The organism is Stutzerimonas stutzeri (assembly GCF_024448715.1).
In the GTDB taxonomy this organism is placed as follows: domain Bacteria; phylum Pseudomonadota; class Gammaproteobacteria; order Pseudomonadales; family Pseudomonadaceae; genus Stutzerimonas; species Stutzerimonas stutzeri_AR.
In genome coordinates, this window is record NZ_JAMOHZ010000008.1 from 121,890 (window position 1) to 146,810 (window position 24,921).

24 protein-coding genes are annotated in these 24,921 nt (G+C 61.2%); 14 read left to right on the forward strand and 10 right to left on the reverse strand.

What is annotated here, in order from left to right:
• Window positions 1-23: 23 nt before the first annotated feature.
• Window positions 24-911, reverse strand: a complete 888-nt coding sequence (locus NAV33_RS17390; protein ID WP_255982359.1) for an RluA family pseudouridine synthase — start codon at window positions 909-911, stop codon at window positions 24-26.
• A gap of 182 nt (window positions 912-1,093) precedes the next feature.
• Here NAV33_RS17390 and NAV33_RS17395 point away from each other — a divergent pair, with 182 nt between their 5' ends.
• Window positions 1,094-1,888 carry a DUF899 domain-containing protein gene (locus NAV33_RS17395; protein ID WP_255982361.1) on the forward strand — a complete coding sequence of 265 codons (795 nt, stop codon included), beginning with the start codon at window positions 1,094-1,096 and terminating at the stop codon, window positions 1,886-1,888.
• Window positions 1,889-2,127: 239 nt separating this feature from the next.
• Window positions 2,128-3,927: a thiamine pyrophosphate-requiring protein gene (locus NAV33_RS17400; protein ID WP_255982363.1), complete on the forward strand. Its 1,800-nt coding sequence runs from the start codon at window positions 2,128-2,130 to the stop codon at window positions 3,925-3,927.
• 141 nt (window positions 3,928-4,068) lie between these two features.
• Here NAV33_RS17400 and NAV33_RS17405 read toward each other — a convergent pair whose 3' ends face one another.
• Window positions 4,069-4,335, reverse strand: a complete 267-nt coding sequence (locus tag NAV33_RS17405; protein WP_255982366.1) for a PepSY domain-containing protein — start codon at window positions 4,333-4,335, stop codon at window positions 4,069-4,071.
• A gap of 117 nt (window positions 4,336-4,452) precedes the next feature.
• Window positions 4,453-4,812 carry a copper-binding protein gene (locus NAV33_RS17410; protein WP_255982368.1) on the reverse strand — a complete coding sequence of 120 codons (360 nt, stop codon included), beginning with the start codon at window positions 4,810-4,812 and terminating at the stop codon, window positions 4,453-4,455.
• A gap of 163 nt (window positions 4,813-4,975) precedes the next feature.
• Between NAV33_RS17410 and NAV33_RS17415 the strand changes: the two genes are divergently transcribed.
• From NAV33_RS17415 to NAV33_RS17430, 4 genes are read left to right on the forward strand one after another with little or no spacing between them, the layout of a single operon-like run.
• Window positions 4,976-5,284 carry a PepSY domain-containing protein gene (locus NAV33_RS17415; RefSeq protein WP_255982370.1) on the forward strand — a complete coding sequence of 103 codons (309 nt, stop codon included), beginning with the start codon at window positions 4,976-4,978 and terminating at the stop codon, window positions 5,282-5,284.
• Complete coding sequence (locus tag NAV33_RS17420) at window positions 5,284-5,589, forward strand: PepSY domain-containing protein (protein ID WP_255982372.1); 306 nt, start codon at window positions 5,284-5,286, stop codon at window positions 5,587-5,589. The genes NAV33_RS17415 and NAV33_RS17420 overlap by 1 nt, the downstream gene beginning before the upstream one ends.
• A complete protein-coding gene (locus tag NAV33_RS17425; RefSeq protein WP_255982374.1) occupies window positions 5,589-6,254 on the forward strand; it encodes a response regulator transcription factor in 666 nt (221 codons plus the stop codon). The genes NAV33_RS17420 and NAV33_RS17425 overlap by 1 nt, the downstream gene beginning before the upstream one ends.
• Window positions 6,251-7,600, forward strand: a complete 1,350-nt coding sequence (locus NAV33_RS17430; RefSeq protein ID WP_255982376.1) for a sensor histidine kinase — start codon at window positions 6,251-6,253, stop codon at window positions 7,598-7,600. Before NAV33_RS17425 ends, NAV33_RS17430 begins: the two co-directional genes overlap by 4 nt.
• Window positions 7,601-7,618: 18 nt before the next feature.
• On the opposite strand, the gene NAV33_RS17435 is transcribed toward NAV33_RS17430, so the two are convergent.
• Entirely contained in the window at window positions 7,619-7,834 is a 216-nt protein-coding gene (locus NAV33_RS17435; RefSeq protein WP_255982378.1) for a hypothetical protein, read from the reverse strand.
• A 334-nt stretch (window positions 7,835-8,168) separates the two neighbouring features.
• On the opposite strand from NAV33_RS17435, the gene NAV33_RS17440 reads away from it, so the two are divergent.
• From NAV33_RS17440 to NAV33_RS17450, 3 genes are all read left to right on the forward strand, one after another.
• Window positions 8,169-9,038, forward strand: coding sequence for a WYL domain-containing protein (locus NAV33_RS17440; RefSeq protein ID WP_255982380.1), 870 nt, complete (start codon window positions 8,169-8,171; stop codon window positions 9,036-9,038).
• 770 nt (window positions 9,039-9,808) lie between these two features.
• Window positions 9,809-11,044, forward strand: coding sequence for an exonuclease SbcCD subunit D C-terminal domain-containing protein (locus tag NAV33_RS17445; protein WP_255982382.1), 1,236 nt, complete (start codon window positions 9,809-9,811; stop codon window positions 11,042-11,044).
• Window positions 11,041-14,694 (forward strand): AAA family ATPase, encoded by a 3,654-nt coding sequence (locus NAV33_RS17450; protein ID WP_255982384.1) that lies wholly within the window; start codon window positions 11,041-11,043, stop codon window positions 14,692-14,694. The genes NAV33_RS17445 and NAV33_RS17450 overlap by 4 nt, the downstream gene beginning before the upstream one ends.
• A gap of 51 nt (window positions 14,695-14,745) precedes the next feature.
• Here NAV33_RS17450 and NAV33_RS17455 read toward each other — a convergent pair whose 3' ends face one another.
• Window positions 14,746-15,276 (reverse strand): cytochrome b, encoded by a 531-nt coding sequence (locus NAV33_RS17455; protein ID WP_255982386.1) that lies wholly within the window; start codon window positions 15,274-15,276, stop codon window positions 14,746-14,748.
• 301 nt (window positions 15,277-15,577) lie between these two features.
• Here NAV33_RS17455 and NAV33_RS17460 point away from each other — a divergent pair, with 301 nt between their 5' ends.
• Together NAV33_RS17460 and cynS are read left to right on the forward strand one after the other, a co-directional pair.
• On the forward strand, window positions 15,578-16,333 hold the full coding sequence (locus NAV33_RS17460; RefSeq protein ID WP_255982388.1) for a phytanoyl-CoA dioxygenase family protein: 756 nt from the start codon (window positions 15,578-15,580) through the stop codon (window positions 16,331-16,333).
• 85 nt (window positions 16,334-16,418) lie between these two features.
• Entirely contained in the window at window positions 16,419-16,868 is a 450-nt protein-coding gene (cynS, locus tag NAV33_RS17465; RefSeq protein ID WP_255982390.1) for a cyanase, read from the forward strand.
• A gap of 5 nt (window positions 16,869-16,873) precedes the next feature.
• Here cynS and NAV33_RS17470 read toward each other — a convergent pair whose 3' ends face one another.
• Both NAV33_RS17470 and NAV33_RS17475 read right to left on the reverse strand, forming a co-directional pair.
• Window positions 16,874-17,428 carry an ankyrin repeat domain-containing protein gene (locus NAV33_RS17470; RefSeq protein WP_255982392.1) on the reverse strand — a complete coding sequence of 185 codons (555 nt, stop codon included), beginning with the start codon at window positions 17,426-17,428 and terminating at the stop codon, window positions 16,874-16,876.
• Window positions 17,429-17,506: 78 nt separating this feature from the next.
• Complete coding sequence (locus tag NAV33_RS17475; RefSeq protein WP_423836672.1) at window positions 17,507-19,015, reverse strand: catalase; 1,509 nt, start codon at window positions 19,013-19,015, stop codon at window positions 17,507-17,509.
• 319 nt (window positions 19,016-19,334) lie between these two features.
• Between NAV33_RS17475 and NAV33_RS17480 the strand changes: the two genes are divergently transcribed.
• Window positions 19,335-19,817: an acyl-CoA thioesterase gene (locus tag NAV33_RS17480; RefSeq protein ID WP_255982396.1), complete on the forward strand. Its 483-nt coding sequence runs from the start codon at window positions 19,335-19,337 to the stop codon at window positions 19,815-19,817.
• A gap of 195 nt (window positions 19,818-20,012) precedes the next feature.
• Window positions 20,013-20,354, forward strand: coding sequence for a zinc ribbon domain-containing protein YjdM (locus NAV33_RS17485; protein ID WP_255982398.1), 342 nt, complete (start codon window positions 20,013-20,015; stop codon window positions 20,352-20,354).
• Between the two features lie 256 nt (window positions 20,355-20,610).
• On the opposite strand, the gene speA is transcribed toward NAV33_RS17485, so the two are convergent.
• The 3 genes from speA to thiO form a co-directional block, all read right to left on the reverse strand.
• Window positions 20,611-22,524, reverse strand: a complete 1,914-nt coding sequence (gene speA / locus NAV33_RS17490; protein ID WP_255982400.1) for an arginine decarboxylase — start codon at window positions 22,522-22,524, stop codon at window positions 20,611-20,613.
• A gap of 120 nt (window positions 22,525-22,644) precedes the next feature.
• On the reverse strand, window positions 22,645-23,016 hold the full coding sequence (locus NAV33_RS17495; RefSeq protein ID WP_255982402.1) for a translation initiation factor Sui1: 372 nt from the start codon (window positions 23,014-23,016) through the stop codon (window positions 22,645-22,647).
• A gap of 132 nt (window positions 23,017-23,148) precedes the next feature.
• Window positions 23,149-24,243: a glycine oxidase ThiO gene (gene thiO, locus NAV33_RS17500; protein WP_255982404.1), complete on the reverse strand. Its 1,095-nt coding sequence runs from the start codon at window positions 24,241-24,243 to the stop codon at window positions 23,149-23,151.
• Window positions 24,244-24,397: 154 nt separating this feature from the next.
• Between thiO and NAV33_RS17505 the strand changes: the two genes are divergently transcribed.
• Window positions 24,398-24,916, forward strand: coding sequence for a GspH/FimT family pseudopilin (locus NAV33_RS17505; RefSeq protein ID WP_255982406.1), 519 nt, complete (start codon window positions 24,398-24,400; stop codon window positions 24,914-24,916).
• The last annotated feature ends 5 nt before the right edge of the window (window positions 24,917-24,921 follow it).

Consider the following 24,921-nt stretch of genomic DNA (forward strand, 5'->3'; position numbering starts at 1 on the left):
CCATAAGGCTCAGGCCCGGCGGTTCACCAGCTCAGCTGCCGGGCGCTTTCGAAGTGCCGCTCGATGCCGGTCAGCGGATCGCTGAAGCTCAACGCCCGGGCCAGCAACTTTAACGGCTGCGAATAATCATCCTGATCACGCCGCCCGCGCTCGATCAGCTCCGGGTAGAAGGGATCGTTACAGATACCGGCCCCCAGCGTGGCCATCTGCAGGCGCAACTGATGCTTGCGCCCGGTGACCGGAGACAACGCGTAGCGCCAAAGCTCGCCACGGCGTTCGAGCACCTCGATACGCGTCTCGCTGTTGGGCTCGCCGGTGCCCTTTTTCATCAAAAAGAACGGCTCGCCATCGACCATGTGCAGCCGCTCCTGACGCGGGAAATCCAGATCGGGGAGCGCCGGGCAGATCGCCTCGTAACGCTTGTCGATCCTGCGCTCGCGAAACAGCGCCTGGTAACGGCCACGGCTTTCGGGGTTGGTGGAAAACAGCACCAGCCCGGCGGTCAGTCGGTCGATACGGTGAATCGGCACCAGATCAGGGTTGCCCAAACGCTTGCTCAGGCGCGCCAGCAGCGTTTCGTTGACGTATTCGCCCGCCGGCATCACCGGCAGGAAGTGCGGTTTGTCGGCCACCAGCAGATGCTCGTCGAGGTGCAGCAGCTGCTCTTCGAAAGGAATCGGTTTTTCATTCGGCACTTCGCGGAAATAGTGAATTTTCAGCGCGACTTGATAGGGATGGGTCGACGCCAACGGCTGACCATCGGCACCGAGCACGCGACCACGCTCAAAGCGATCGAGCCAGGTGGCGCGGTCGATTGAGGCGAAATGCGCGCACAGGCAATCGAGCACAGTGGCCCAGTCGCCCTGGGGCAGGTGAAGGGTGCTGCGGGCATTCGGAACGGAAGCAGACATGGCGGCAATGCGGGATGGAACGGCCGCTGATGATACCTGACTGCCGAACCCACGCCTCCCGGCGAGTGCGGACAAATAAATCGTCTTGATCTGTCGATTCCGCGCGCCGCCGCTCGACCAGGTAACAAGGGCATCGAACTCATCGATGCCCAATTAGCTCATCCCGCAAACGGAGGCTCACGATGAACAACCATCCGATCGTTTCCCGCCAGCAATGGATTGCCGCCCACACCGAACATCTGCTCAAGGAAAAACAAGTCACGCACGAGCGCGAAGCCCTCGCTGCCGCGCGCCGCGAGTTGCCCTGGACGCTCGTGGAGAAGGACTACCGGTTCCATGACGCACAGGGTCCGGTGCGTTTGGACGATCTATTCGACGGACGCAGTCAACTGATCATCAAGCACTTCATGTTCGGCCCCGACTGGCAGGAGGGCTGTGTCGGCTGCTCCTTCGAGATGGATCATCTGCAGGGCACCCTGGTGCATCTGGCCAACCATGACGTCAGCGTCGTCGCCGTGTCGCGGGCGCCTTTCGCGGCACTCGATGCCTTTCGCCAACGCATGGGCTGGCAGATTCGATGGGTGTCTTCGGCCGGCAGCGATTTCAATCGCGACTTCCACGTTTCGTTCGATCCCGAAGACATCGTCGACGGCAAGGTTTTCTACAACTTCACGTGGGAACCGTTCGTCTGTGAGGAGCTGTCGGGTTTCAGTGTGTTCTGTCGCGACGAGGATGGGCGCATCTTCCATACCTTTTCGGCTTACGGGCGCGGTGCGGAGGAGTTGCTGGGTAGCTATGTGCTACTCGACATGACGCCCAATGGCCGCAATGAAAACGGCCCGCGGCACAACCTCACCGACTGGGTGCGCCACCATGATCGCTATGGCAGCGGCGACACGGTCGATGCCACCGGGCGCGCCAGACCAGGCGATTCCACTGCCTCTGCCGGCTGTTGCCATCAGGCAGATCCTCGGTGAGCCAGCTGGAGCATCGTAGGGCGGGCCGTGAGCCCACCAGAACGGGACGCCGGAGCGATACCGGTGGGCTGAAGCCCACCCTACGGCGATGCATGACAAGCTGAAGCATCGTGGGCCGGCCCACGCTACAACGTTGGAGCGAACCCTGCCGAGATCGCCCGGTCCAGACAAGAACAACCAGCGCCGAGGCCCCGCCCCGGTTACCTGACCACTTCGAGTCCAGACCAAGCGAGATTTCCATGGCTATGACAGTTGGCGATTATGTAGTTGAGCGCCTGTATCAATGGGGTGTGCGACGTATCTACGGTTATCCCGGTGACGGCATTAACGGCGTGTTCGGCGCCCTCAACCGGGCCAACGGCAAGATCCGCTTTATCCAGGCTCGACATGAGGAGATGGCTGCGTTCATGGCCTCGGCCGATGCCAAGTTCAATGGTGGCCTCGGCGTTTGCATCGCCACGTCCGGCCCCGGTGCGGCGCATCTTCTGACCGGCCTGTACGACGCGCGCATGGACCACATGCCAGTGCTCGCGATCGCCGGTCAGCAGGCGCGTACCGCCATGGGCGCGCACTATCAGCAGGAAGTCGATCTGGCGTCGATGTTCAAGGACGTCGCAGGCGCGTTCGTGCAGCAGGCCAGCGCACCGGCTCAGGTCCGGCATCTGATCGATCGGGCGATTCGCACCGCGGTGGGCCAGCGCACGGTCACTGCGATCATACTGCCCAACGACCTGCAGGAGATGGAGTACAGCGAGCCGCCACGGGCCCACGGCGCAGTGCATTCCGGTATCGGCTATACGCGGCCCAAGGTGGTGCCCTATGAGGTTGATCTCATACATGCCGCTGAAGTGCTCAACGCAGGCGAAAAGGTAGCGATCCTGGTTGGCGCCGGTGCGCTGAATGCCACCGATGAAGTCATTGCGGTAGCGGAAAAGCTCGGGGCCGGCGTCGCCAAGGCCTTGCTCGGTAAAGCCGCAGTGCCAGACGACCTGCCCTGGGTCACGGGCTCCATCGGCCTGCTCGGCACCGAGCCAAGCTACAAGCTGATGACCGAATGCGACACCTTGCTGATGATCGGTTCCGGCTTCCCCTACTCCGAATTCCTGCCCGAGGAAGGCCAGGCGCGCGGCGTGCAGATCGACCTCAAGGCCGACATGCTGAGCATTCGCTATCCGATGGAGGTGAACCTGCACGGCGACTCGGCGGAAACCCTGCGTGCGCTGTTGCCGCTGCTGCAGCAGAAGGCCGAGCGCACATGGCGAGGCGAGATCGAGAAATGGCGTGCTGACTGGGACGAAACCCTGGAGAAACGAGCCTTGGTCTCCGCCGACCCGATCAACCCGCAGCGCGTCGCCTTCGAACTATCGCCGCGATTGCCCGACTTCGCCATCATCACCAGCGATTCGGGTTCCTGCGCCAACTGGTTCGCCCGCGACGTGAAAATTCGCCGCGGCATGATGTGTTCGCTGTCTGGTGGGCTGGCTTCGATGGGCGCAGCCGTGCCTTATGCGATTGCCGCCAAGTTCGCCAATCCGGACCGCGCAGTGGTGGCGCTGGTGGGTGACGGCGCGATGCAGATGAACAACATGGCCGAGCTGATCACCGTCGCCAAGTATTGGAAGACATGGCAGAACTCGCAGTGGATTTGCTGCGTGTTCAACAACGAGGACCTCAACCAGGTCACCTGGGAACAACGCGTGATGGAGGGCGACCCGAAGTTCGAAGCCTCGCAGAACATCCCCAACGTGCCCTACCACCGCTTCGCCGAATCGATTGGTCTCAAGGGTATCTACGTCGACCGCGAGGACCAGGTCGCCGCCGCCTGGGATGAAGCCTTCGCTGCCGACAGGCCGGTGCTGATCGAATTCAAGACCGACCCGAACGTGCCGCCGCTACCACCGCATCTCAAGTTTGAGCAGGCGAAAAAATACGCGACGGCATTGCTGCATGGAGACCCTGACCAGCGAGGCATTCTCGTTCAGTCGGCTAAGCAGGTGCTCAGCAAGGTGCTGCCAGAGCGCGGCAAGAAGAAGGAATAATTTGCGGTAGAGCGCTAGGCCCAAAGCCGAGCGCTTCGGCTCATTGATCGGTGCGATTTGCTACAGCGAGCCGCAGGCGGGAACAGTACCAAGCTGTCCCGCCATGGCGCACCCATGATTCCGAGCGGTAGGTAACAGCTCTCAGTCCTGCTCGTCGCGGGTCATTTTCCCGGTCTTGCCGTCCATCTTAAATTCCCAGACCTTGCCGTCGGCCTTTACGCCTTCGCCTTCCCACGAATCATTGTCCGCGTCGATGGAGTGAAGCTCTGTATAACCAGCGGCCTTGGCTTTTTCTACGGCCTGCTCAAGAGTGATCCAGTCGGCGCCTGGCTTGTCTGCCAGTGCAACACCACTGGCACTTCCGAGAACGGCGACGGCAAGAGCGGCGGTCAATTTCTTGTGGTACATGGGCGCGATCCTTTTGGTGATTTCTCGATGCGGGCCGCAACGCAGACCCTGTTGAATACGAGGCCAGTGGCCAAGCAGGGTTCCTTTCGACGGGTCTGGCATAGCGTCGAGACTGTGTCAGTGCTTGTCGATGGAGACGATTGCCGCCTCGTCGCCTTCACTCTGAAAACCGATCTGCACCGCATCACCTACGGCCAACCCTTCAAGCTGTTCTCGCCGAGCCTGGAATTCCATGGTCGATGCCGGCCATTTCAATGCGGGCACCGGACCATGGGCTATGGTCACCACGCCTCGTTCGCGATCCAGGGCCTCGATGGTGCCGGTGGCCCGCATGACCGGCTCCGAAACCATTTCAGTGGCGGGCCCCGCGTCGATATCCGGCGATTCCGCCGGCGAAGCAGGCTTAAGCAGATCCTGCGCCAATGCAGGCTGATTGAGCAGAAATACGCTTAACGCGACGCTGTAGAAGAGATTCATGACAGCCTCCCGAAACAGGTGGACGTACGCCGTATTGGACAATGCAGCCGCCGCTATTGCTGGGCGCCGAGCACTTTTTTGCTGCGGCGGGCGCCGTTCAGGTTCGCGTAAGCCGGGGCTCGTAACCTGTGAATCGTCGAAACCCACACAGGAAAACGAAACCATGAAAACACTGACTACGCTGATCACCGCCGCCACCCTCGCCCTGGGCGCTAACCTGGCCATGGCCCGCGACCTGGGTCCGGACGAAGCACTGAAACTGCGCGACGCCGGCACCATTCAATCGTTCGAGAAGCTCAACGAAGCGGCACTGGCCAAACACCCGGGCGCCAAGGTCGAGGAAACCGAGTTGGAAGAGGAATACGGCCGCCACATCTATCAGCTTGAATTGCGCGACGACAAAGGTGTGCAATGGGACATGGAACTCGACGCCAAGACCGGCGAAGTGCTCAAGGACCATCAGGACGACTAATGCCACGCGCCACTCTTCTCACCGTTCCACTGGCCCTGCTGCTCGCTGCCACCCCGGCGGCGAGCCGTGACCTGGATCAGGACGAAGCCCTGCGGCTGCGCCGCGAGGGACTGATCCAGCCGCTGGAAAGCCTTCTGCAGCGCGCCATGCAGCGTCATCCCGGGGCGCGGCTGCTGGAGGCGGAGCTGGAAGAAGATGATGGCCTCTACATTTATGAGATCGAATTGCTGACCGCCGGCGGCATTGCTCGTGAACTCGAACTCGATGCCAGCGATGGTCGTTTGCTCAAGGATGAAGAAGACTGATGCGCTTGCTCCTGGTCGAAGACAACGTGCCGCTGGCCGATGAACTGCTCGCAAGCCTCAGCCGCCAAGGCTATGCCACCGATTGGCTGGCCGACGGCCGCGATGCCGACTATCAGGGCAGCAGCGAACCCTATGACCTCATCGTTCTCGACCTCGGCCTGCCTGGCAAACCGGGGCTGGAGGTCTTGCGCGCCTGGCGTGCACGAAACCTGGCGACGCCGGTGCTGATTCTCACCGCCCGTGATTCCTGGGCCGAACGCATCGAAGGACTCAAAGCCGGCGCCGACGATTACCTGACCAAACCCTTCCATCCCGAAGAATTGCTGTTGCGCATCCAGGCGCTGCTGCGCCGCGCCCACGGCGTTGCTAACCAGCCACTGTTGCAAGCCGGCGGCCTCGCCCTCGACGAAGCACGCCAGCACTGCAGCAAGAATGGCCAGCACATCGAACTGACCGCCGGCGAATTTCGCCTGTTGCGCTATTTCATGCTGCACCCCGGCCAGCTGCTATCGAAAACGCAGCTGGCCGAACACCTCTACGACGGCGAAACCGAACGCGACTCCAACGTCATCGAAGTGCATGTCAATCGCCTGCGCGGCAAGCTCGGGCGCGAACTGATCGAGACCCGCCGCGGTCAAGGCTATCGCTTCGGCGGCGCACCTTGAAGTCGATCCAGCGCAGCCTCAGTCTGGGGCTGATCGCCGTTCTGCTTATCGTCAGTCTGCTATTGCTGCAGACCAGTCTTTGGCTATTCGAGACGGGTCTCAAACGCAGCCTGGAAACCGACCTGCGCGAAGAAACCGAAGGCCTGCTGATCGCCGTGGTGCAAGGTCCGGACGGCTTCAAGCTGGATTCGAGCCGGCTTAATCCGCGATACCAGCGGGCGTTTTCCGGCCACTATTTTCGCATCGACCTGCCCGAACGCAGCTGGCGCTCACGCTCGCTGTGGGATGCCGAGCCGGCCTGGCCCAGAACCGACGGGCTCGCCGACGAGCTGCTCGACGGTCCTCAAGACCAACGCCTGCTCAGCTATCACGCCGACTACCGCCGCGATGGTCAGACCATCGGCATCAGCGTCGCTCGCGACTACACGCCGATCCTCACGAGTTTCGCCCAGGTTCGTCTCGCTGGACTGGGTCTGGTCGGTGTCGTCCTGTTGGTATTCCTGCTACTGCAGCGCTACGCGGTGAAGCTCGCAATGCGCCCGTTGGAACGAGCCCGCCAGCAAATTGCGCAGCTGCAGCAGGGTCAGCGTCAGCAGCTCGACATCCAGGTACCGCAGGAGCTGCAACCGCTGGTGGAACAGATCAATCATCTGTTAGCGCACACCGATGACACGCTCAAGCGTTCACGGCATGCACTGGGCAACCTCGGCCATGCGCTGAAAACCCCACTGGCGGTGCTCGGTAGCCTCACCCAGCGCGATGAACTGGCCGCACAGCCGGAATTGCAGGCCAATCTGCGCGACCAACTGGATCAGATCCAGCAACGTGTATCCCGCGAACTGGGCCGTGCAAGGCTGGCCGGCGAGGTGCTGCCTGGGGCCTATTTCGACTGCGCCGAAGAGCTGCCGGGGCTGTTCGAAACGCTGCAGATGATTCACCGTCGCGACCTTGATCTGCGCTGGCATACCCATGCCGATTGCCGCCTGCCCTGGGATCGTGAAGACATGCTCGAGCTGCTTGGCAACCTGCTCGACAACGCCTGCAAATGGGCGCGCTCGCAGGTACTACTGAACATCGAAAAGCTGCCTGACGGTTATCTGATCCGGGTTGAGGATGATGGGCCGGGAATTCCTGACCACCGTCGCGAAGCCGTTCTGGAGCGCGGTACACGTCTCGACGAACGGGCAGAGGGTCATGGCCTGGGGCTCGGGATCGTTCGGGATATCACCGCCGCCTGGAACGGTGATCTGACATTGGAGCAGAGCGCACTCGGCGGGCTGCAGGTAGGCATTCGCCTGCCAACAGCAAAAGGCCGGACAGCTCAGCAAGGCAATAGCGGACAGTAACGCAGAGAAGCAGAGTGCTTACTGCGGGCGGGACAACTCGTTGCGCATATCTTCCAGAATGGTTTCCACCAGCAGGCCGTTCTGCACCTGACGGCCCGAGACCATGCGAGTGGCTTCGGTGCCGTTGATCCGGTAGCCGACGCGGACCACCAAATAGCCGTCGTCTTGCGGCTCCACGCGGGTTTGATATTCAGCCGGAAAATTGTCGGCAAGGTGACGGGACAGGGTTTTCATTGAACGCCTCATGCGCTAGGTCTGACACAAAGACCTGGCAAATCAGCCGGAGATTCCAACCACTCATCGGATGACCGTTCATCGACAACAAACTGTAACGTTGCGCGCCCCGGCCCGCCTCACTTCTTCTCGCTTCTGCCGTACGCCAGCCAGGCCAGAAAACCCATACCGGCAAAAACGGTTGCGGAGAACAGCAGCGCATTCAATAACAGGCTCATGGTGTCGTCTTCCTCGTTCAGCTCGCTTGATGTACGCCCTGAATATATGTAGCGTTACACGACACGTCTAGCCACCCGATAGTAGCGTGTAAAGTTTTCCAGCAGATGAGGCGAGCATGAAAAGGACGCAATCGATCAATCAGATCCGCTGGGATCTGGCGCTGCGTTATCGCTTGATCGAGACGATTGTCTGGTGGGAAGGCCGCCTGACCACGGGCCATCTGATGCAGAGCTTCGGCATCAGTCGGCAGCAGGCATCGAAAGACATCAATACCTATCTCAACGAGCACGCGCCGAAAAACCTTACATATGACCGTCATCTGAAGGGCTACAAACCAAGCAAGCAATTTCAGCCATTGTTCATTGACGGTAGCGCCAGCGCCTACCTTCATTTGCTCGACCAGAACCGTGATCGCGCACCGCACATCGAGGGCCTGGCCCTGGCCTATGCGCATACCGAAGTGCTGAACATGCCTGATCGCAGCATCCGTCCCGAGGTGCTGCGGCCGATCTTGCGCGCCTGCCGCGAAGGGCTGCGGCTGGAAACCGAGTACGTGTCCCTCGCTCACCCCGACGTCGAGATCCGTGTGATGGCGCCGCATACGCTGGTCTTCACCGGCACCCGCTGGCATGTGCGCGCCTATTGCGAGAAGAATCGAGGCTACCGTGATTTCGTGTTAAGCCGCTTTCGCAGCGAGCCGGATCTGATGGATGAAAGCGAGAATACCCGTGACGCAGATGAGGCCTGGAATACCGCGGTCGAAGTGATCATCGAACCCGATGCACGACTGAAGCCGGAGCAGAAGGCGATCATCGAAACCGATTACGGGATGGAGAACGGCGAATTGCTTATCCAGACGCGCGGCGCGCTGGTGCAGTACGTGCTGCAGCGTTATCAGATCGATCCCAACACCGTGCAAGCAAATGCAGCGGCGCAGCAGATTCAGGTGCGGAATCTGCAGGGGTTGAAGGGGTGGTTGTATTGATGGTCTTGGCGACTCGTGCTGCTTTTCGTAGGAGCGAGCTTGCTCGCGAAGGATTGCCGGCGCGGGGGTTTGTGTATGGCGCCGCGCTTTCCTCGGCCCGACCGACAGGTTGCGCCTTGCACGGCGCGTCACTTTTTCTTGTGTGGCCAAGAAAAAGTAACCAAAAAGAAGGCCACCCCAACATCCGGGTTTTGCTTCGCAAAACTTCCCTCACTCCGGCGCTGCTCCGGGGGTCGTCGCGAAGGGACATCCATGTCCCATCACTCCTCGCTCGGCATCCATGCCTCGCGCCCCCCTACGCAACGCCTCCGCTCGGCCTCCTGAAGGGGATTCGGGACCGAGTTGTCTGGAAGTTTTGGAACAGCGACAGTAACAAAGCACCTTCCTCGTTTGATGACGAACAGACCATCAAACGACGCCGAACGCCCCGTTCAGCAGCCCGAATGGAATCCTCGCGGAGGGGAGCGAGCGGCATGGATGCCGCGAGAGGCGTAAAGGGCCATGGAGCGTGGATGGAATGAGGGAAGTCGAGCGAAGCGAGACCCGGATGCAGGGGCAAGCCTTTTTGGTTACTTTTTCGGCGTTTGGAAAAAGTGACTCGCCCAGCAGGGCGAAACCAATGTCTCAGCCAGCCCGGCCAATAGGCTCTCCCGCACGAACCCAAACCCCAAAAGCTTCGCGAGCAAGAGCTAGGCGCCCCCCTCGCTCCTACAGACAGGCCTCACAACCCGAGCGCGCCGGCAGGCCCGCCATCAAAAAAGACCCAGCGTATGCGCCTAATCCATACCTCCGATTGGCACCTCGGCCAGACCCTCCACGGCCAGGACCGCGACTACGAGCACGCGCAATTCCTCGCGTGGCTGCTCGACCAGCTGACCCAGCACCAGCCGGATGCCCTGCTCATCGCCGGCGACATCTTCGACACGGTCAATCCGCCGCTCAAGGCCCAGGAGCGCCTCTACGATTTCATCGTCCGAGCCCACGAAAAACTGCCGCAGCTGGACATCGTGATGATCGCCGGCAATCACGACTCCGGCGGGCGCATCGAACTGCCCGGGCCGTTGATGAGGCGCCTCAACGCCCATGCCATCGGCCGCATCAGTTGGGTCGCGGAGAATCAGCTCGACCATGGCCGTCTGCTGGTGCCGCTGCATGACGCCACGGGTCAGGTCGCGGGATGGTGCCTGGCGCTGCCCTTCCTGCGCCCGGCGGAAGTTACCGGTGGCGATGCAGGCGACGACTACATGCTCGGTATCCGCCACGTTCACCAACACCTGATCGCCGCGGCGGAAACACTGCGTCAGCCCGGCCAGGCGCTGGTCGCCATGAGCCACGCGCACATGGCGGGCGGTGCGGTGTCGGAGGACTCCGAGCGCAACATCGTCATCGGCAATGCCGAGGCGCTGCCGGCCAGCCTGTTCCCCGAACCCATCGCCTATGTCGCTCTCGGCCATCTGCACAAGCCGCAGCGCGTTGCCGGCCAGGAGCGCATCCGTTACAGCGGCTCGCCGCTACCGCTGTCGTTCGGTGAGATCAACTATCCGCATCAAGTACTGCTGGTGAGCTTCGATGGCCATCAACTCGCCAATGTCGAACCGCTGCCCGTACCCCGCGCCGTGGAGATGATCCGCATCGGCCGCGCGCCATTGGTGGACGTCATCGCCGCTCTCGAAGCGCTGCCAGCCATTGGTCTATTCAGTGAAAACCTGCCTTGGCTGGAAGTGCGGGTGCAGCTCGATGAGCCACTGCCGGACCTGCGCCAGCGCATCGAAACGGCGCTCACCAACAAAGCCTGCCGACTGGTGCGCATCGCCAGCGAGTACGTCGGCAAACGCGGCGAAGCGGAATCTGAAGTGTTGCTCGGCCTCGATCAGATCACGCCGCAGGAACTCTTCACCCGCGCCTGGGAAGAGCAGTTCGGCAACCCGCCGGACGAGCAAGCATTGGATGATTTCGCCAGCCTGCTGCAGCGCGTCGAGTTCGCCGGCGAAGGAGACGACAAATGAAGATCCTCGCCATCCGCCTGAAAAACCTCGCCTCGCTGGCAGGCGAGCAGGTCATCGACTTTACCGCCGAACCCTTGGCCAGCGCCGGGCTGTTCGCGATCACAGGGCCGACGGGTGCTGGCAAGAGCACCATTCTCGACGCGCTGTGCTTGGCGCTATTTGGCAGCACGCCGCGGTTGGAAGACGTAGGCACCCAAGGCAAGGTTCCGGACGGCAGCGACGAGATAGGCAACACCGACGAGCGCAATCTGCTACGTCGCGGTTGCAGCAGCAGCTATGCAGAGGTGGATTTCGTCGGCGTCGATGGCCACCGCTACCGTGCCAGATGGGAAGTCAAGCGCGCCCGTGAGAAGGTCGACGGCCGCCTGCAGGCTAGCAACCAGAGCCTGCTGGACCTGGACCGCGACCAGCTGCTGGCCAGCGGCAAGAAACGCGAATTCAAGGAGCTGCTCGAAGCCAGACTCGGCATGAACCTGGCGCAGTTCACCCGCGCCGTGCTGCTGGCGCAGAGTGAGTTCTCCGCCTTTCTCAAGGCCGATGACAACGATCGCGGCACCTTGCTGGAAAAACTCACCGATACCGGTCTCTATAGCCGCCTCGGCCAGGCCGCTTTCGAAGCAGCCAAGCGCGCCCGCGAAGCGCTGGCCGCCTTGCAACAACAGGCCGGAGGCGTGCAGCCGCTAGAGCCGGAAGCGCGCCAGACACTGGAGGCGCTGCACCAGACGCAGCTGGCCGACCTTAAAACCATCCAGCGTAAACTCGAGACCCTCAAGCAACAGCGCCAATGGCTGCAAGACCTTGCCCGCCTGCAAGGCGAACGCGACAACGCCCGGCAGCAACTCGCCGAGGCCGAAGAAGAGCAAGAAAACCTCGCCGACGCCCGGCGCATCCTCGGGCTGTTCGAGCAGCTGGCGCCGCAACGCCATCGCTTCATCCGCGAGCGCGAGCTAGCCCCGCTGTTGGCAAAGGTCGACGAAACCCTGGCGCGACACGCGCGCGAGCACACCGCCGTACAGCGACGCCTCGATGAGCTGGAACAGGCTTGCAAGACTTCCACCGAGGCGCTGAAGGCTGCCGAGCAGACGCTGAAAGCTGCCGAACCTGGGCTGGCACAGGCGCGCCGTGACGAAGAACGCTTGGGCCACCTCAGCAACGATTTACGTGAGGCAGGCGGCCAAGCCGAACAGGCCGAAGCGGCGAGCAAGGGCGGCGAGCTGAAACTGACCCAATTGCGCCAGCAGCAAAATCAGACCGCTCAGCAGCTCGCCAGCCTCACCGACCAGCTTGTCACCAGCGCGGAGCTGCAACCGCTATGCGCGGCCTGGAATGGCTACCGCCCGCGCTTACAACAAGCGGTGCAGATTGCCTCCCGTCTCCAACAAGGCCGACATGAACTGCCGGCCCTGGAAGCCGCCGCCAAGGCCGCCGAAATGGCGCAGACCAAAGCACGAAAAGCGCTTGATGATTTGCAAGCGCAAATCGGTGGCGAAACCAGTCTCGGCGATCAACTGACGCAACTGACAGCGAGACGCGAAGCTTCCGACGAGGCTGAGCGTGGCATCGAAAAGCTGCACAACTTCTGGTCACGTCAACAGCAGCTGGCCACTCAGCAGCGCACCTTGCAAAGCGAACAGAGCCGCCAGCAGAACGAACTCGACGCCCTCACTCAGGCCGGCAAGTTCGCCCGCACCGAGCGCGACGACGCGGAAAAGACGCTCAAGGTGGTCCAGGCCGTGCTGGATCGCCAACGCCTGGCACGCAGCGCCAATGTCGAAGCCCTGCGCGCGGCGTTGGTGCCGGGCGAGCCGTGCAGCGTATGCGGCAGTGCCGAGCACCCCTGGCACGACGGCGATGCCCTGCTCGCCGCGTTCGATCAGCAGGACGAGCGCGAAGCCGAGCAGGCTCAATTGCAACTCAAGGCCCAGAACGACAAGCTGCAAACCCTGCGCGATCAGCACATCGCCCTTACAACCGGCATCAAGCAGAACGGGCAACGGCAGGCGGAAATCACCGACGAACTGGCGAAGCTCGAACCGCAACTGGCCGCGCTGCCTGCGTATACCGAACTCTTGAGCCAGGCGGAAGCGGTCCGCGAATCCTGGCTCGATAGTCGCTTAGCGACACTCAAGGCCGACATCGCCGACGCCAATACCCGGCAGCGCGAACTGCTCAAGCTGCAACAGCAGAATGAAGAACTGCTAAAAGCTTCCCAGAGCGCGCGGGACGCTTGCGTACAGGCCACCCAGGCGTTAGCCGGCCAGCGCGACGCCATCACCCGAGACGACGCGCGGCTCGAGGAGGAGCTGGCTGAGTTCGCCAGTCTGCTGCCAGCAGCCTTGCTCGCTCGTTGGCGCGACAAGCCTGCCGAGACCTTTATGCAGCTGGACGGCCAGGTCGAGACGCGGCGTCAGCAGGTCGACCAGCAGATGGCACTGGCAGAAGAACAGCAGCAGCGTCAGACAGCGCTAGAGCACGAGCAGTTGCAGCAACGACATCGCCTCGACCAGTACAAAACGTGCGCAGACCGCCTCGCCGAACTTCAAACCCGCGAACAGGCCTGCCGCCGGAGCCTTCGTGAGAGTCTTGGCGAGCAACCCAGCGCGCAAGCCTGGCAACGGCAGCTGGAAAGCGCGATCCAGGCCGCCCGCCAGCAGCAAGCAGAGGTCGACCGGCAACTGAACGAGGCGCGCGTCGAATTGACCCGGCTCGCGGGCGAGCAGCAGAACTGCAGCCAGCGCCGCGAAGAGCTGCTGGCCGAACGCAGCGCACTGAGCGAAGAGCTCGCCAGCTGGCGCGCAGTGCATCCAGATCTGGATGATGCGACGCTGGAACAACTTCTGCTGCTAGACGACACGCTCCTCGCCGAAGCGCGCGAGCGTTTGCGCAGCAACACCGAACAGCTTGCCCGTGGCCGCGAGCGCCTGGATGGCTGCGGGCAACGGCTGAAGGCGCATCAGATTGGGCAGCCAAGCCCACCGGACGCCGATAATCTGGAGGCGCAATTCAGCGCTCAGCAAGCCAGCTGTGATGATGCCGAACAGCGCAGTACCGAAACCCGCGCCGCGCTGCTCGACGACGATCGCCGCCGCAACCAGAGCCAGGCTTTACTCACGCAAATCGCCGATGCCACCACCGAAAGCCAGCGCTGGGGGCGCATCGCCGCGCTGATCGGATCAAGCGACGGCGGTGCCTTCCGCAAGATCGCGCAAGCCTACAATCTGGACCTGCTGGTGCAGCACGCCAACGTACAACTGCGTCAGCTGGCGCGACGTTATCGGCTCAAGCGCGGTGGTAGCCCGTTGGGATTGTTGGTGATGGATACCGAGATGGGCGACGAACTGCGCTCGGTGCATTCGCTGTCCGGTGGCGAGACCTTTCTCGTCTCGCTGGCCCTGGCGCTCGGCCTGGCCTCGATGGCGTCGAGCAAGCTGAAGATCGAGTCATTGTTCATCGACGAAGGTTTCGGCAGCCTCGACCCCGAATCGCTGCAGATCGCCATGGACGCGCTGGATTCGTTGCAAGCCCAGGGGCGCAAGGTCGCGGTGATTTCACACGTGGCGGAAATGCACGAGCGCATCCCTGTGCAGATTCAGGTGCAGCGGCAGGGCAACGGTCAGAGCGGACTGCGGATCACAGGAGGGGCAGGCTGAGCGGCCCGCTATTGCGAAGCAGCTCAGCCTGAGGCAGCCGTGCGGGTGGCCTCAGCGCACCAGCGGCAACATGCCCTTGAGCACGTCGTCGCGACGCACGTAGTGATGCCAGAGAGCAACGGCGGCGTGACCCAGGATCATCGCGAAGAGTACGTACTGGCCGGCGATGTGGACGTCCTTCGCCGCGCCACGAATGTCGGATGAGATCGGCAGCGGCCCGATCTCCACCAGCCAGAACAGATTGATCGGCTTGCTGCCGAACAGCAGACCGGAGATCGGAATTATCAGCAGTAATAAATAGAGCAGCCCATGTCCGCCAGCGGCAGCAATTTGCTGCGTGCGCGATTGCTGGGGCTCGAGCTGCTGCGGCGGGATCTTGCGGCCACGGTAGGCCAGGCGCAGCAGGGTCAGCACCAGCACGGCGATACCCAACGACTTGTGCAAGGTGAATACGTTGCCCTTGCCGCCGAGTAGCGATGCGAAGAAATCTGCGCCGTAGGGCAACGCGATGATTGTCAGCACCAGCAACGCGCTGAGCCAGTGGAACAGGATCTGTACGGGAGTAAAACGTGCGGTAGTCATCCAGGCCTCGTGACAAGCGCACCAAGGTGCGACGGAAAAAAGCGCGACGATTTTCGCTCAAACGACGCCAGAACCCAAGCCAGGGCGGTTTCTCCATGTGGCTGGGATCTTTGGGTGAAAAGCGAACCGGCAGACGCCGCTTGTGGCCGCGCGGCCGAAGTTCGCACGAGAAGAGAGAAACCAACGCACCGCTTGTGGCCGAGCGCCTGCCGCGACGACAGATCATCGCGAGCGGTGACAGCATACGAACCCAAGCTTTCAACAAACTGTCGACAACCTAAGCACTGCAGAGCCTGTCGCCATGCCAAAAACCACCGCTGCTCAGCTGCGTGCCATGCACGAACAAGGTTTCGTCCTGCTGCCGCAGGCCCTGCGGCAGCAACAGATCGAAGACGTGCACACCGCCATCGATCGCCTCGAGCCAATCCATTGGGATTATCAGGGGCTGGTGGATGACCACTATAAATGCGTGTTCAACCGCGATCCGCTCTGGCTGCCCTATCTCGATCTACCGGGCGTCATCGATCTGGCCGAAGCCTGCCTCGGTGCGGACTGCCATGTGATCGGACAGACCGCCTGGCGCAGCCGTCCGGGTTTCATCGGTGGCGAGCTGCATGCGGACTATCTGGCGATGGAGCTGCCGGAAGCGCTGTTGGCCGAACCCGCTTTCGAGCTGCCGATGCAGGTCTGCACGGCACATATTTATCTCGACCGGATCGATGCGGATCTGTGCCCCACGCTTGTGATTCCGGGTAGCCACCGCGCGGGCCGTAAACCACGCCCAGATGAAACCAGCTGGCATGGCCACGAACCAGAACCGGTGATCTGCGACGCCGGCGACGTACTGCTGTTTCGCAGCGATCTCTGGCACGCCGGCAGTCGCAACCGCACCGCCGACCGCAGCCGCTACCTGCTGCAAGTGCATTACGGCCGGCGCATGGTCGCGCAGAAGTTTTCGCCCTATCTGCAGTGGCGTTTCAACCCCGACGTGATCGCGGCAGCCACGCCGAGGCAGCGGCGCTTGTTGGGTGAGCATGAAGCGGCGGAGTACGACTGAGCGATTTCTCTGGCATAGCTTCTGCAAGACGGGACAGACCGGCCGCCGCATGCGGCCCACCTAGTCCGACTCGAGAGGTAACGCCATGATTTCCTGCCGCAGCCAAGTCACCCAGATGATCGTTTCCGCCAAGGTGCGCAAAAACCTTCGTTGGTGCGATATCGCCGAGTCCATCGGCATGTCGAAGGAGTGGACTACGGCGGGATGCCTGGGCCAGATGGCGTTCGACAAAACTCAGGCGGAAACCCTCGGCAAGCTGTTCGAGCTGTCCGACGAAGCTGTGGCCTGGCTGCAAATCGTGCCCTATAAAGGGTCACTACCGACCACCGTGCCCACCGATCCGCTGATCTACCGCTGGTACGAACTCGTCAACGTCTACGGCAGCACCATCAAGGAGCTGATCCATGAAGAATTCGGCGACGGCATCATGAGCGCCATCGATTTCTCTATGAACATCCAGCGTCAACCGGACCCGAAAGGCGATCGCGTGAACGTGGTGCTTTCCGGCAAGTTTCTGCCTTATAAGAGTTACTGAGCCGATCAGCGCGTGCGAATCTCACCGCGCGCCAGGCTTTCAACGTTGTTGCCCACCGAGTCGCTGGCGTCGAGGTCCGCGCCGCGCTCACGTAATGCTTCAAGCAAAGCGTCGCGTTGAAACAGCGCTGCATACATCGCAGGCGTCTGGCCGGCATTGTTGCGCTGATCCGGATCGCAATCGGTGGCCAGTAGCCGTTTGGCAATGCGCAGCTCACCTTTGAAGATCGCACCCATCAGAGCGGTGTTGCCGCGCTTGTCCTCGGCGCAGGCATCGGCGCCGGCCGTCAGCAGCTGTTCGACCGTGTCGGGATGGCCGTTGTAAGCCGCCAGGATCAACGCTGTGTAGCCTTTCTCGTCTGTTGTATTGAGGTCGTAACCGGCCTGAATGAATTCTGTGAGAACTTCGCTATCGCCGAATCGTGCGGCGTTGAAGAAGTAAACGCGCAGCTGGCTCTGGACTTGCTCGGCGTCGCTGCTCAATACGGTGGCTGGCTCCGAAGCGCCGAAGGCGTGGCCGCCACCGAGCAGCAAGACAGCCGATAGCAAAAGGCTTTTCATGTTCTGTTCCTGAAAATAGATGACCCGAGCAGGGCTCGGGTCGGTGGGCCGGCGTGCGTGGCGACGGCCTGCTGTGCGTCAATCCTGCAGTTCGGCAGCCAGCGTCTTGACTCGCTTGAGGTCAGACTTGGCGACCTTGGTCAGTCCTTCGCCGTACTCGGCATCAGCCTTGTAGAAGAACGACAGCAGGTGATAGCGAGCCTCCTCGTCGGTTTTGGCCAGCTCGCCACCCAGGGTGTTGATCAGATCCTTCTGCTCTTTACGAGTGAAGGAGCGATACAGTTCGCCGGTCTGCTTGAAGTTCTGCTCGCGATAGATCGGCGCCTGCTGCGTTGTCCCGGAAAGCGGCAATTGGCTATACAGACCGCGTGCAATTTCCTCTCGGTTCATGCGGCGGCTCGGCTGGTAGTTGACGCTGGTGGTGGTGTGGCCGGCATTCAGTTGACCATCCTGGTTGCCGTTGCTGACCTCGGCGCGCGGCTTGTTGATCGGCAGGCTCAGGGCGTTAGCACCGATGCGATACATCTGCGTATCGGCGTAGGCGAACAGGCGGCCTTGCAGCAGACGGTCCTCGGACGGTTCGATACCTGGCACCAGATTCGACGGCGCCATGGCGACCTGTTCGGTTTCCTGGAAGACGTTATCGGGATTCTTGTTCAGCACCATGGTGCCGATCTTCTTCGACGGGACCAGGTCCTCCGGCCAGATTTTGGTGGCGTCCAGCGGATCGAACTCGAACTTGGCCAGCGCTTCGGGCTCAAGTACCTGAAGGTACAGGTCCCACTTCGGATAGTCGCCGCTATCGATGGCGCTGATCAGATCGCGAGTCATGTGGCTGTAGTCGCGCCCCTGGGTCTCTTGGACCTGCTTGGGATCGAGGTTCTTGACGCCCTGCTGGCTCTTCCAACCGAATTTCACGTAGCGGTATTCGCCCTCATCGTTGACGAATTTGTAGGCATGCACGCTGCTGCCATCCATGAAGCGATAGCCCACCGGTGTGCCGTAGTTGGAGTACAGCATGGTCAGGGTGCGCGTGGACTCCGGATGGTGAGAGAGGAAATCCATCCGGCGGGTATCGTCGTCGAGGTTGGTGCGCGGGTCAGTCTTGAAGGCGTGCACCATGTCGGGGAACTTGATGGCGTCGCGGATGAAGAAAGTCGGGAAGTTGTTACCGACCAGATCCCAGTTGCCTTCATCGGTATAGAACTTGGTGGCGAAGCCGCGGGGATCGCGCAGGGTCTCCGGCGAGTGGCTGTTGTTGGTCACGGCGGAGAAGCGCACGAATACCGGCGTGGTGGTGCCTTTTTCGAAGACCTTGGCGAGGGTCAGGTCAGAAATGTCGGCAGTGGCAGTGAATTCGCCATGGGCACCAGTGCCGCGGGCATGCACCACGCGCTCCGGTACACGCTCGCGGTCGAAACGCTGCAGTTTTTGTAGCAGCTGCACGTCCTGCAGCACGATCGGGCCGTTGGCGCCTGCGGTCTGGGAATTCTGGTTGTTGCCGACCGGAGCACCGTTGTCGCGGGTCAGCGGTGCGGCGTGGGCGGAAAGCGACAGCAAGCTCGCGCAAAGCACACCAAGCAGCATGCGTGCAGGCAAGGCGCCTGACAGGTAACGGTTCATTCACTCATCCTCTTCTAGTTTTTTATTGCGTCTGGAACGCAGCGGGAAGACTAGGAGCGGGCGCCTCGCCGCCCCAATTGAATAAGCGAAGCGGCGCGATAGGCAGATTCTGTTTGTTAGAACATCGCAAGCAGTACACGCGTAAACACGCGATGCGTGAGCTGCGCGCTATTGCCACATTGACCGACGAAAATAAAACTGAAGACAGCGCGCTCTGGTCACACACAGCCGCTTCGTATTCGACTAAAGTAGCGGCCCTTTTTGCCCGCACGAGCCGCGCACCATGTTTGATGGAAACGCCGAACTGACCATGACCGTACTGATGACTCCGGACAAGGCCAACTTCTCAGGCAATGTACATGGCGGCACGCTGCTGAAATATCTCGACGAAGTCGCTTACGCCTGCGCCAGCCGTTACGCCGGGCAGTATGTGGTCACGCTGTCGGTCGATCAGGTGAATTTTCGTCAGCCGATCCATGTGGGCGAGCTGGTGACCTTCCTGGCATCGGTCAATTACACCGGCAATACCTCGATGGAGATCGGCATCAAGGTCATTACCGAAGACATTCGGCACAAGACGGTTCGTCACACAAACAGCTGCTTTTTCACAATGGTCGCGGTCGGCGAGGATGGTCGCCCAACAACCGTGCCCACGCTACAACCGCAAACGCTTGATCAGAAGCGCCGTTTCGCCCAGGCCCAGCAGCGCCGGCAGATCCGCCGCGAGCTGGAAGAGCGCTATCAGGCAATCAAGGACGAGGCCTGAGTTAAGCTGCCTCCAGCCATGGCCAACGCGGTAGACAGCCAATCCAGCCGGTCCGGCGTTCAGACCGGAACACGCAGCAACACTATATGACACTGCATTGCGGTTCCCGTCGCGCTTGACACGACGGGAACCGCAATGCAGGCAAAACCTTATACAATCCGCGGCTTTTTGCATCATCCCAACCGAGGATCTGCCGTGAGCTCTTTGCCGCCCTGCCCCATCTGCAATTCCGAATACACCTACGAGGACGGCCCGATGCTGGTCTGCCCCGAGTGCGCCCACGAGTGGTCCGGCGCGACGCCCGAGGCGTCTGCCGATGATGAAAAGATCATCAGGGATTCGGTCGGGAATGCCCTGCAGGACGGAGATACCGTCACTGTGATCAAGGACCTCAAGGTCAAGGGCTCGTCGCTGGTGGTGAAAGTCGGTACCAAGGTCAAGAACATCCGCCTGTGTGATGGCGACCATGACATCGACTGCAAAATCGACGGCATCGGCGCGATGAAGCTGAAGTCCGAATTCGTGCGTAAGGTCTGAACACTATTGCGCGCTCGATGAATCGCCTCCGTCGGTCCGCCGAGCGGAAAGCGACGCCGTAGGGTGGGCTTCAGCCCACAACCGGGTGCGAGGTTCGTGGTGGGCTAAAGCGGAACGCCGCCCGGCCCACCCTACGGGCTGGTGCTATTGAGTCGCAGGCTGAATCACATGCGACACCCAACACCCTGACTCTGTAGGAGCTAGCTTGCTAGCGATCAGGTGCCAACGACTGGCACCTGATCGCCGGTCGACCCAATCAAGGCGTCAGGTAAGAAGATCGCGTCAGCCCCAACCGCAACGCATCGATGTACTGGGTGCGCTCTTTGGCGCTGAGACGAGCACTGGAAACCTTGTCGCGGTAGTAGGTCATCAGCTCCTCGGGCGACAGGTGCACGTAGCGCAGCATGTCCTCGATGGTGTCGTGGGTCTCGATGCCGGCGTGGTAGAAGCTGCCGTCCTCGCGCTGATAGACGTTCACCGAATCGGTGTCGCCGAACAGGTTGTGCATGTCACCGAGAATTTCCTGGTAGGCGCCGACCAGGAAGACCCCGAGGAAATACTCCTCTCCCGCCTGGATTTCATGCACCGGCATGCTGTTTTCGATGCTCTGCTCGTCAACGTAATGTTTGATCTTGCCGTCGGAGTCGCAGGTCAAATCCTGCAGCACGGCGCGACGCACCGGTTCTTCGGTTAAACGCTGTAGCGGCACGATTGGCAGAATCTGGTCGATCGCCCAGGTGTCCGGCAGGCTCTGGAATACCGAGAAATTGCAGATGTACTTGTCAGCCAGCTTGTCGTTGAGCTCGTCAAGTACCGCGCGATGCGAGCGCTGGCGCGCCTTGAGCTGGTTATAGAGACGACGACAGATGGCGAAGTAGCTTTGCTCAGCCAGCGCCTTCTGCGCCAGGGACAACTTGCCGGAAGCGTATTGCGCGGCGGCCTCGCTCATGTAATGGGTGGCGCGCCAGTAGGTTTCGGTGACCATCTCCGGATCGGACGGGCCAAGCAGATCGGCGAGCGCCTGGACGATCTCGGGGAGCTCGTCGTAATTCTCGATGGTCGGCGCCTCGTCGTTGTGGCGCTCGAAGTCGGTCACTTGCATCACCAACACCGCGTGGTGCGCGGTCATGGCTCGGCCGCTTTCAGAGAAGATATGCGGGTGCGGCAACTCTTGGCGATCGCAGAACTCCTTGAGCATCCCGACCACGGTACCGGCGTATTCGTCGATGTCGTAGTTGATCGAACTGGCGTTGCGCGAATGCGTGCCGTCGTAGTCGACGCCCAGCCCACCTCCCACGTCGATATGGTCGACCGGCAAGCCCAGCGCGCGCAGCTCGGCGTAGTACCGAATCGCTTCACGGAAGCCTTCGCGGTAATCGGCGAGGTTGGCAATTTGCGAGCCCATGTGGAAATGCAGCAGTCGCACGCCCTGCTCGACCCCCGCCGCACGGAAGCGCTCGATGACGGTAAGTAATTGGGCCGCCGACAGGCCGAACTTGGATTTTTCGCCCCCCGTATCAGCCCACTTACTCGACGCTAACGATGACAGCCGCACTCGCAGACCGACCTGTGGAAGGATCTTCAGCTCGGCGGCTTCCTCGATGACCATGCCCACTTCAGACATCTTTTCGATGACGATGAACACGTTGTGTCCGAGCTTCTGCCCCATCAGCGCCAGGCGAATGAATTCTCGATCCTTGTAGCCGTTGCAAACGATGGTGCCGCCCTTCGGCGCCAGCGCCAACACGGCCATCAGCTCTGGTTTGGAGCCCGCTTCAAGGCCGATCGCGACGTTCTGCGTGGCGATGATGTTTTCCACCACCGCCTCTTGCTGGTTTACCTTGATCGGATACAAGGCGGTGTACTTGCTCTGGTATTCCAGCCGTTCGATGTTGGAATCGAACGCGCCGGTCAGCCGGCGAACACGGTCCTGCAGGATGTCCGGGAAGCGCACCAGCAACGGCAAAGTCAACCCCGCATCACGCAGCTGCTCGATCAGCCCGGTGAATTCGATCGGCTCGCCAACCGGCCCTTGCGGGCGCACTTCGACCTGACCGTCATCGCTGATCGAGAAATAACCCGCGCCCCAATGACGAATGCCGTAAACGCTACGGCTGTCCGCTGCGGTCCATTGGCTGCCGTCGTCTTTACGTGTGCGTCGTACGGGCATCTAAGCCTCCTGAGAAATTGGTGGTCTGTCGGGCGGTAGGGCACGACAGAAAAGCTATCCCGGTTGGACAGCCGATGCGCAAGGAAATAAGCGCAAACGCGTGATCAGATCGTAACGAGTTCAACCGCCGGATTTTTTTGCCTTGAATCCACGCTTGGTCAGTTCATCCAGAAGAAGCTGAACATGATCGCCCTGGATTTCGATAATCCCGTCCTTGAGCGCGCCACCGGTGCCGCAGCGACGCTTGAGTGCGCTGGCGAGCTCCTTAAGTTCGGCCTCGGCAAGCGGTACGCCAGCGACGGTCGTCACGGTTTTTCCGCCCCGCCCTTTGCTCTCCCGACGAACACGGGCGATGCCATCACCTTCGGGGATTACCGACTGCTTGCAAACACAGGCATCCAACGGCTGGCTGCAATCCGGGCAGTGCCGCCCCGCATCGGTGGAAAAGACCAGGCCGCCAAGGCCTGAGAAAGAGGTGGTTTTCTTGGCCACACTAACCTCTTGAGCGAAGAAATCGGCGCGGCGACACCCAGCGCCACACAGCCGCACAATTTAACAGCAAAACCGGCCTACACGTAGGCCTGAGGCTCACAGGAAGTCCATCCGTCGGCCGGAGGTTCGATCTCAGAGCCGGCCAACCGGCGCATATGGCGCTGGGTTCAGAGCAGCCTCATGCCCCAGCATCAGATCCGCCAGCAATTGGCAGGACGCCGGAGCCAGTACCAGACCGTTACGAAAGTGTCCGCAGTTGAGCCAGAGGCCGTCGTGACCGGGTACTGGCCCGATATAAGGGATGCCCTCGGGTGAAGCCGGACGCAACCCGGCCCAGTGCTTGACTACAGTCGCACCGGCCAGCGCCGGTAACAGTTCGATAGCGCTGGCTCTGAGGCTCTCGAGCGCGTCTTCGGTTGGCGTTTTGTCAAAGCCGACGTCTTCCAACGTACTGCCTACCAGGATATGACCGTCTCGCCGCGGAATTGCATAGCGTCGCTTGGCGAGCACCATACTCGGCAGAAAGTCCTCGGCGCACTTGAACAGAATCATCTGCCCCTTCATCGGTTTGACTGGCAACTCCAGCCCCAGCGTGGCCAACAAATTACCGCTCCACGCCCCGGCGGCAACCACAACCCGTTCGGCTCGCACTTCGCCCTGCGCCGTGTGGACTCCAAGAATCCGCTCGCCGTCACGAATGAAAGCGGTAACCGGGCAACGTTCGATCACCTGCACATTCGGCATCTTGGCGAGCGCTTCCCGTAGGGCCCGCAAAAGCTGTGGATTGCGCACGTTGGCGACACCCGGCATGAATATCGCCCGGGAGAAGCCTTCGCCAAGCTCGGGTACCGCCGTGTGCACTTGCTCCATTGGCACTCGCCCCAGAGCACGCCCCTGGCGTTCGGCCCAGGCTAACGCCTCGTCCTCATCTTCCAGATCCAGCCAGTAGAGTCCGGTCTCGTACACCTCGGGATTGATCCCGGTTTGCTCAAACAGACGTTCCCCCAGCTGCGGATAGAACGCCTGCGACCAATGCGCCAGCGCCGTCACCGCCGGGCTGTAGCGCCACGGGTACAGCGGAGACACGATACCTCCACCAGCCCAGGAGGCTTCGGCGCCCGTCTCGCCCGATTCGAGCAGGACGACTGTCTGGCCTGCTCTCGCCAGTAGGTAGGTGGAAAGCAGTCCAATGACTCCTCCTCCGACGACGATCATTCTTTGCTCCAAGCTACCCTCCGGCACGCTGGTTCACATTTTTGGCTTTCAATCCTTGGACTGGCTGCCATGTTGCTCTAAAAGCGTTCTTCGCCGACGTGGGTCGGTAGCAACAAGACAGCACCGCCAGGAAGGCGGCACATGATACGTGCAAAGGAACCGCACTATGCCGAACAAGGATCAGGGCTTCACGCTTATCGAACTGTTGATAACCCTCACCGTACTCGCGATCGTATTGGCGTTAGCGATACCGACCTTCACTTCTATTATTGACTCGCTTCGACAGCGTACGCAGGTCAACCAGCTACTAGCAGACCTCAACTTCGCAAGAAGCAGGGCGATAACCAGTAGGCGCCCAGTGAGTATCTGCGCTGGAGAGTCGGGCTGTGACGGGCTTGCGAGATGGAGCGGCCAAATCCTTGTATTCGACGACTTGGACGCTAACGGAGTCCTTGACGAGCAAGACACTCCGTTACGTATCTCGACGGTAGCGACCAGCCACTCGTGGAGGTGGCGAAATTTTAGAAAGCAACGTCACATGACCTTCAAACCTGACGGCACGACTCACAGCCTCAACGGCACCTTTATCTTGTGCCGCCAGGACGCGAAGCTGAGAAAGATTGTGATCAACATCACAGGCCGCGCGAGACTTGATACACCCACTACCGACGACCATTGCACCTAAGATGC

Coding starts and splice junctions, on each gene's coding strand:
- NAV33_RS17460 (WP_255982388.1), top strand. CDS start 15,578: ATGCCAAAAACCACCGCTGCTCAGCTGCGTGCCATGCACGAACAAGGT.
- NAV33_RS17440 (WP_255982380.1), top strand. CDS start 8,169: ATGAAAAGGACGCAATCGATCAATCAGATCCGCTGGGATCTGGCGCTG.
- NAV33_RS17470 (WP_255982392.1), bottom strand. CDS start 17,428: ATGAAAAGCCTTTTGCTATCGGCTGTCTTGCTGCTCGGTGGCGGCCAC.
- NAV33_RS17415 (WP_255982370.1), top strand. CDS start 4,976: ATGAAAACACTGACTACGCTGATCACCGCCGCCACCCTCGCCCTGGGC.
- NAV33_RS17435 (WP_255982378.1), bottom strand. CDS start 7,834: ATGAAAACCCTGTCCCGTCACCTTGCCGACAATTTTCCGGCTGAATAT.
- speA (WP_255982400.1), bottom strand. CDS start 22,524: ATGCCCGTACGACGCACACGTAAAGACGACGGCAGCCAATGGACCGCA.
- NAV33_RS17445 (WP_255982382.1), top strand. CDS start 9,809: ATGCGCCTAATCCATACCTCCGATTGGCACCTCGGCCAGACCCTCCAC.
- NAV33_RS17405 (WP_255982366.1), bottom strand. CDS start 4,335: ATGTACCACAAGAAATTGACCGCCGCTCTTGCCGTCGCCGTTCTCGGA.
- NAV33_RS17450 (WP_255982384.1), top strand. CDS start 11,041: ATGAAGATCCTCGCCATCCGCCTGAAAAACCTCGCCTCGCTGGCAGGC.
- NAV33_RS17395 (WP_255982361.1), top strand. CDS start 1,094: ATGAACAACCATCCGATCGTTTCCCGCCAGCAATGGATTGCCGCCCAC.
- NAV33_RS17410 (WP_255982368.1), bottom strand. CDS start 4,812: ATGAATCTCTTCTACAGCGTCGCGTTAAGCGTATTTCTGCTCAATCAG.
- NAV33_RS17390 (WP_255982359.1), bottom strand. CDS start 911: ATGTCTGCTTCCGTTCCGAATGCCCGCAGCACCCTTCACCTGCCCCAG.
- NAV33_RS17425 (WP_255982374.1), top strand. CDS start 5,589: ATGCGCTTGCTCCTGGTCGAAGACAACGTGCCGCTGGCCGATGAACTG.
- cynS (WP_255982390.1), top strand. CDS start 16,419: ATGATTTCCTGCCGCAGCCAAGTCACCCAGATGATCGTTTCCGCCAAG.
- NAV33_RS17480 (WP_255982396.1), top strand. CDS start 19,335: ATGTTTGATGGAAACGCCGAACTGACCATGACCGTACTGATGACTCCG.
- NAV33_RS17420 (WP_255982372.1), top strand. CDS start 5,284: ATGCCACGCGCCACTCTTCTCACCGTTCCACTGGCCCTGCTGCTCGCT.
- NAV33_RS17400 (WP_255982363.1), top strand. CDS start 2,128: ATGGCTATGACAGTTGGCGATTATGTAGTTGAGCGCCTGTATCAATGG.
- NAV33_RS17455 (WP_255982386.1), bottom strand. CDS start 15,276: ATGACTACCGCACGTTTTACTCCCGTACAGATCCTGTTCCACTGGCTC.
- NAV33_RS17505 (WP_255982406.1), top strand. CDS start 24,398: ATGCCGAACAAGGATCAGGGCTTCACGCTTATCGAACTGTTGATAACC.
- NAV33_RS17475 (WP_423836672.1), bottom strand. CDS start 19,015: ATGCTGCTTGGTGTGCTTTGCGCGAGCTTGCTGTCGCTTTCCGCCCAC.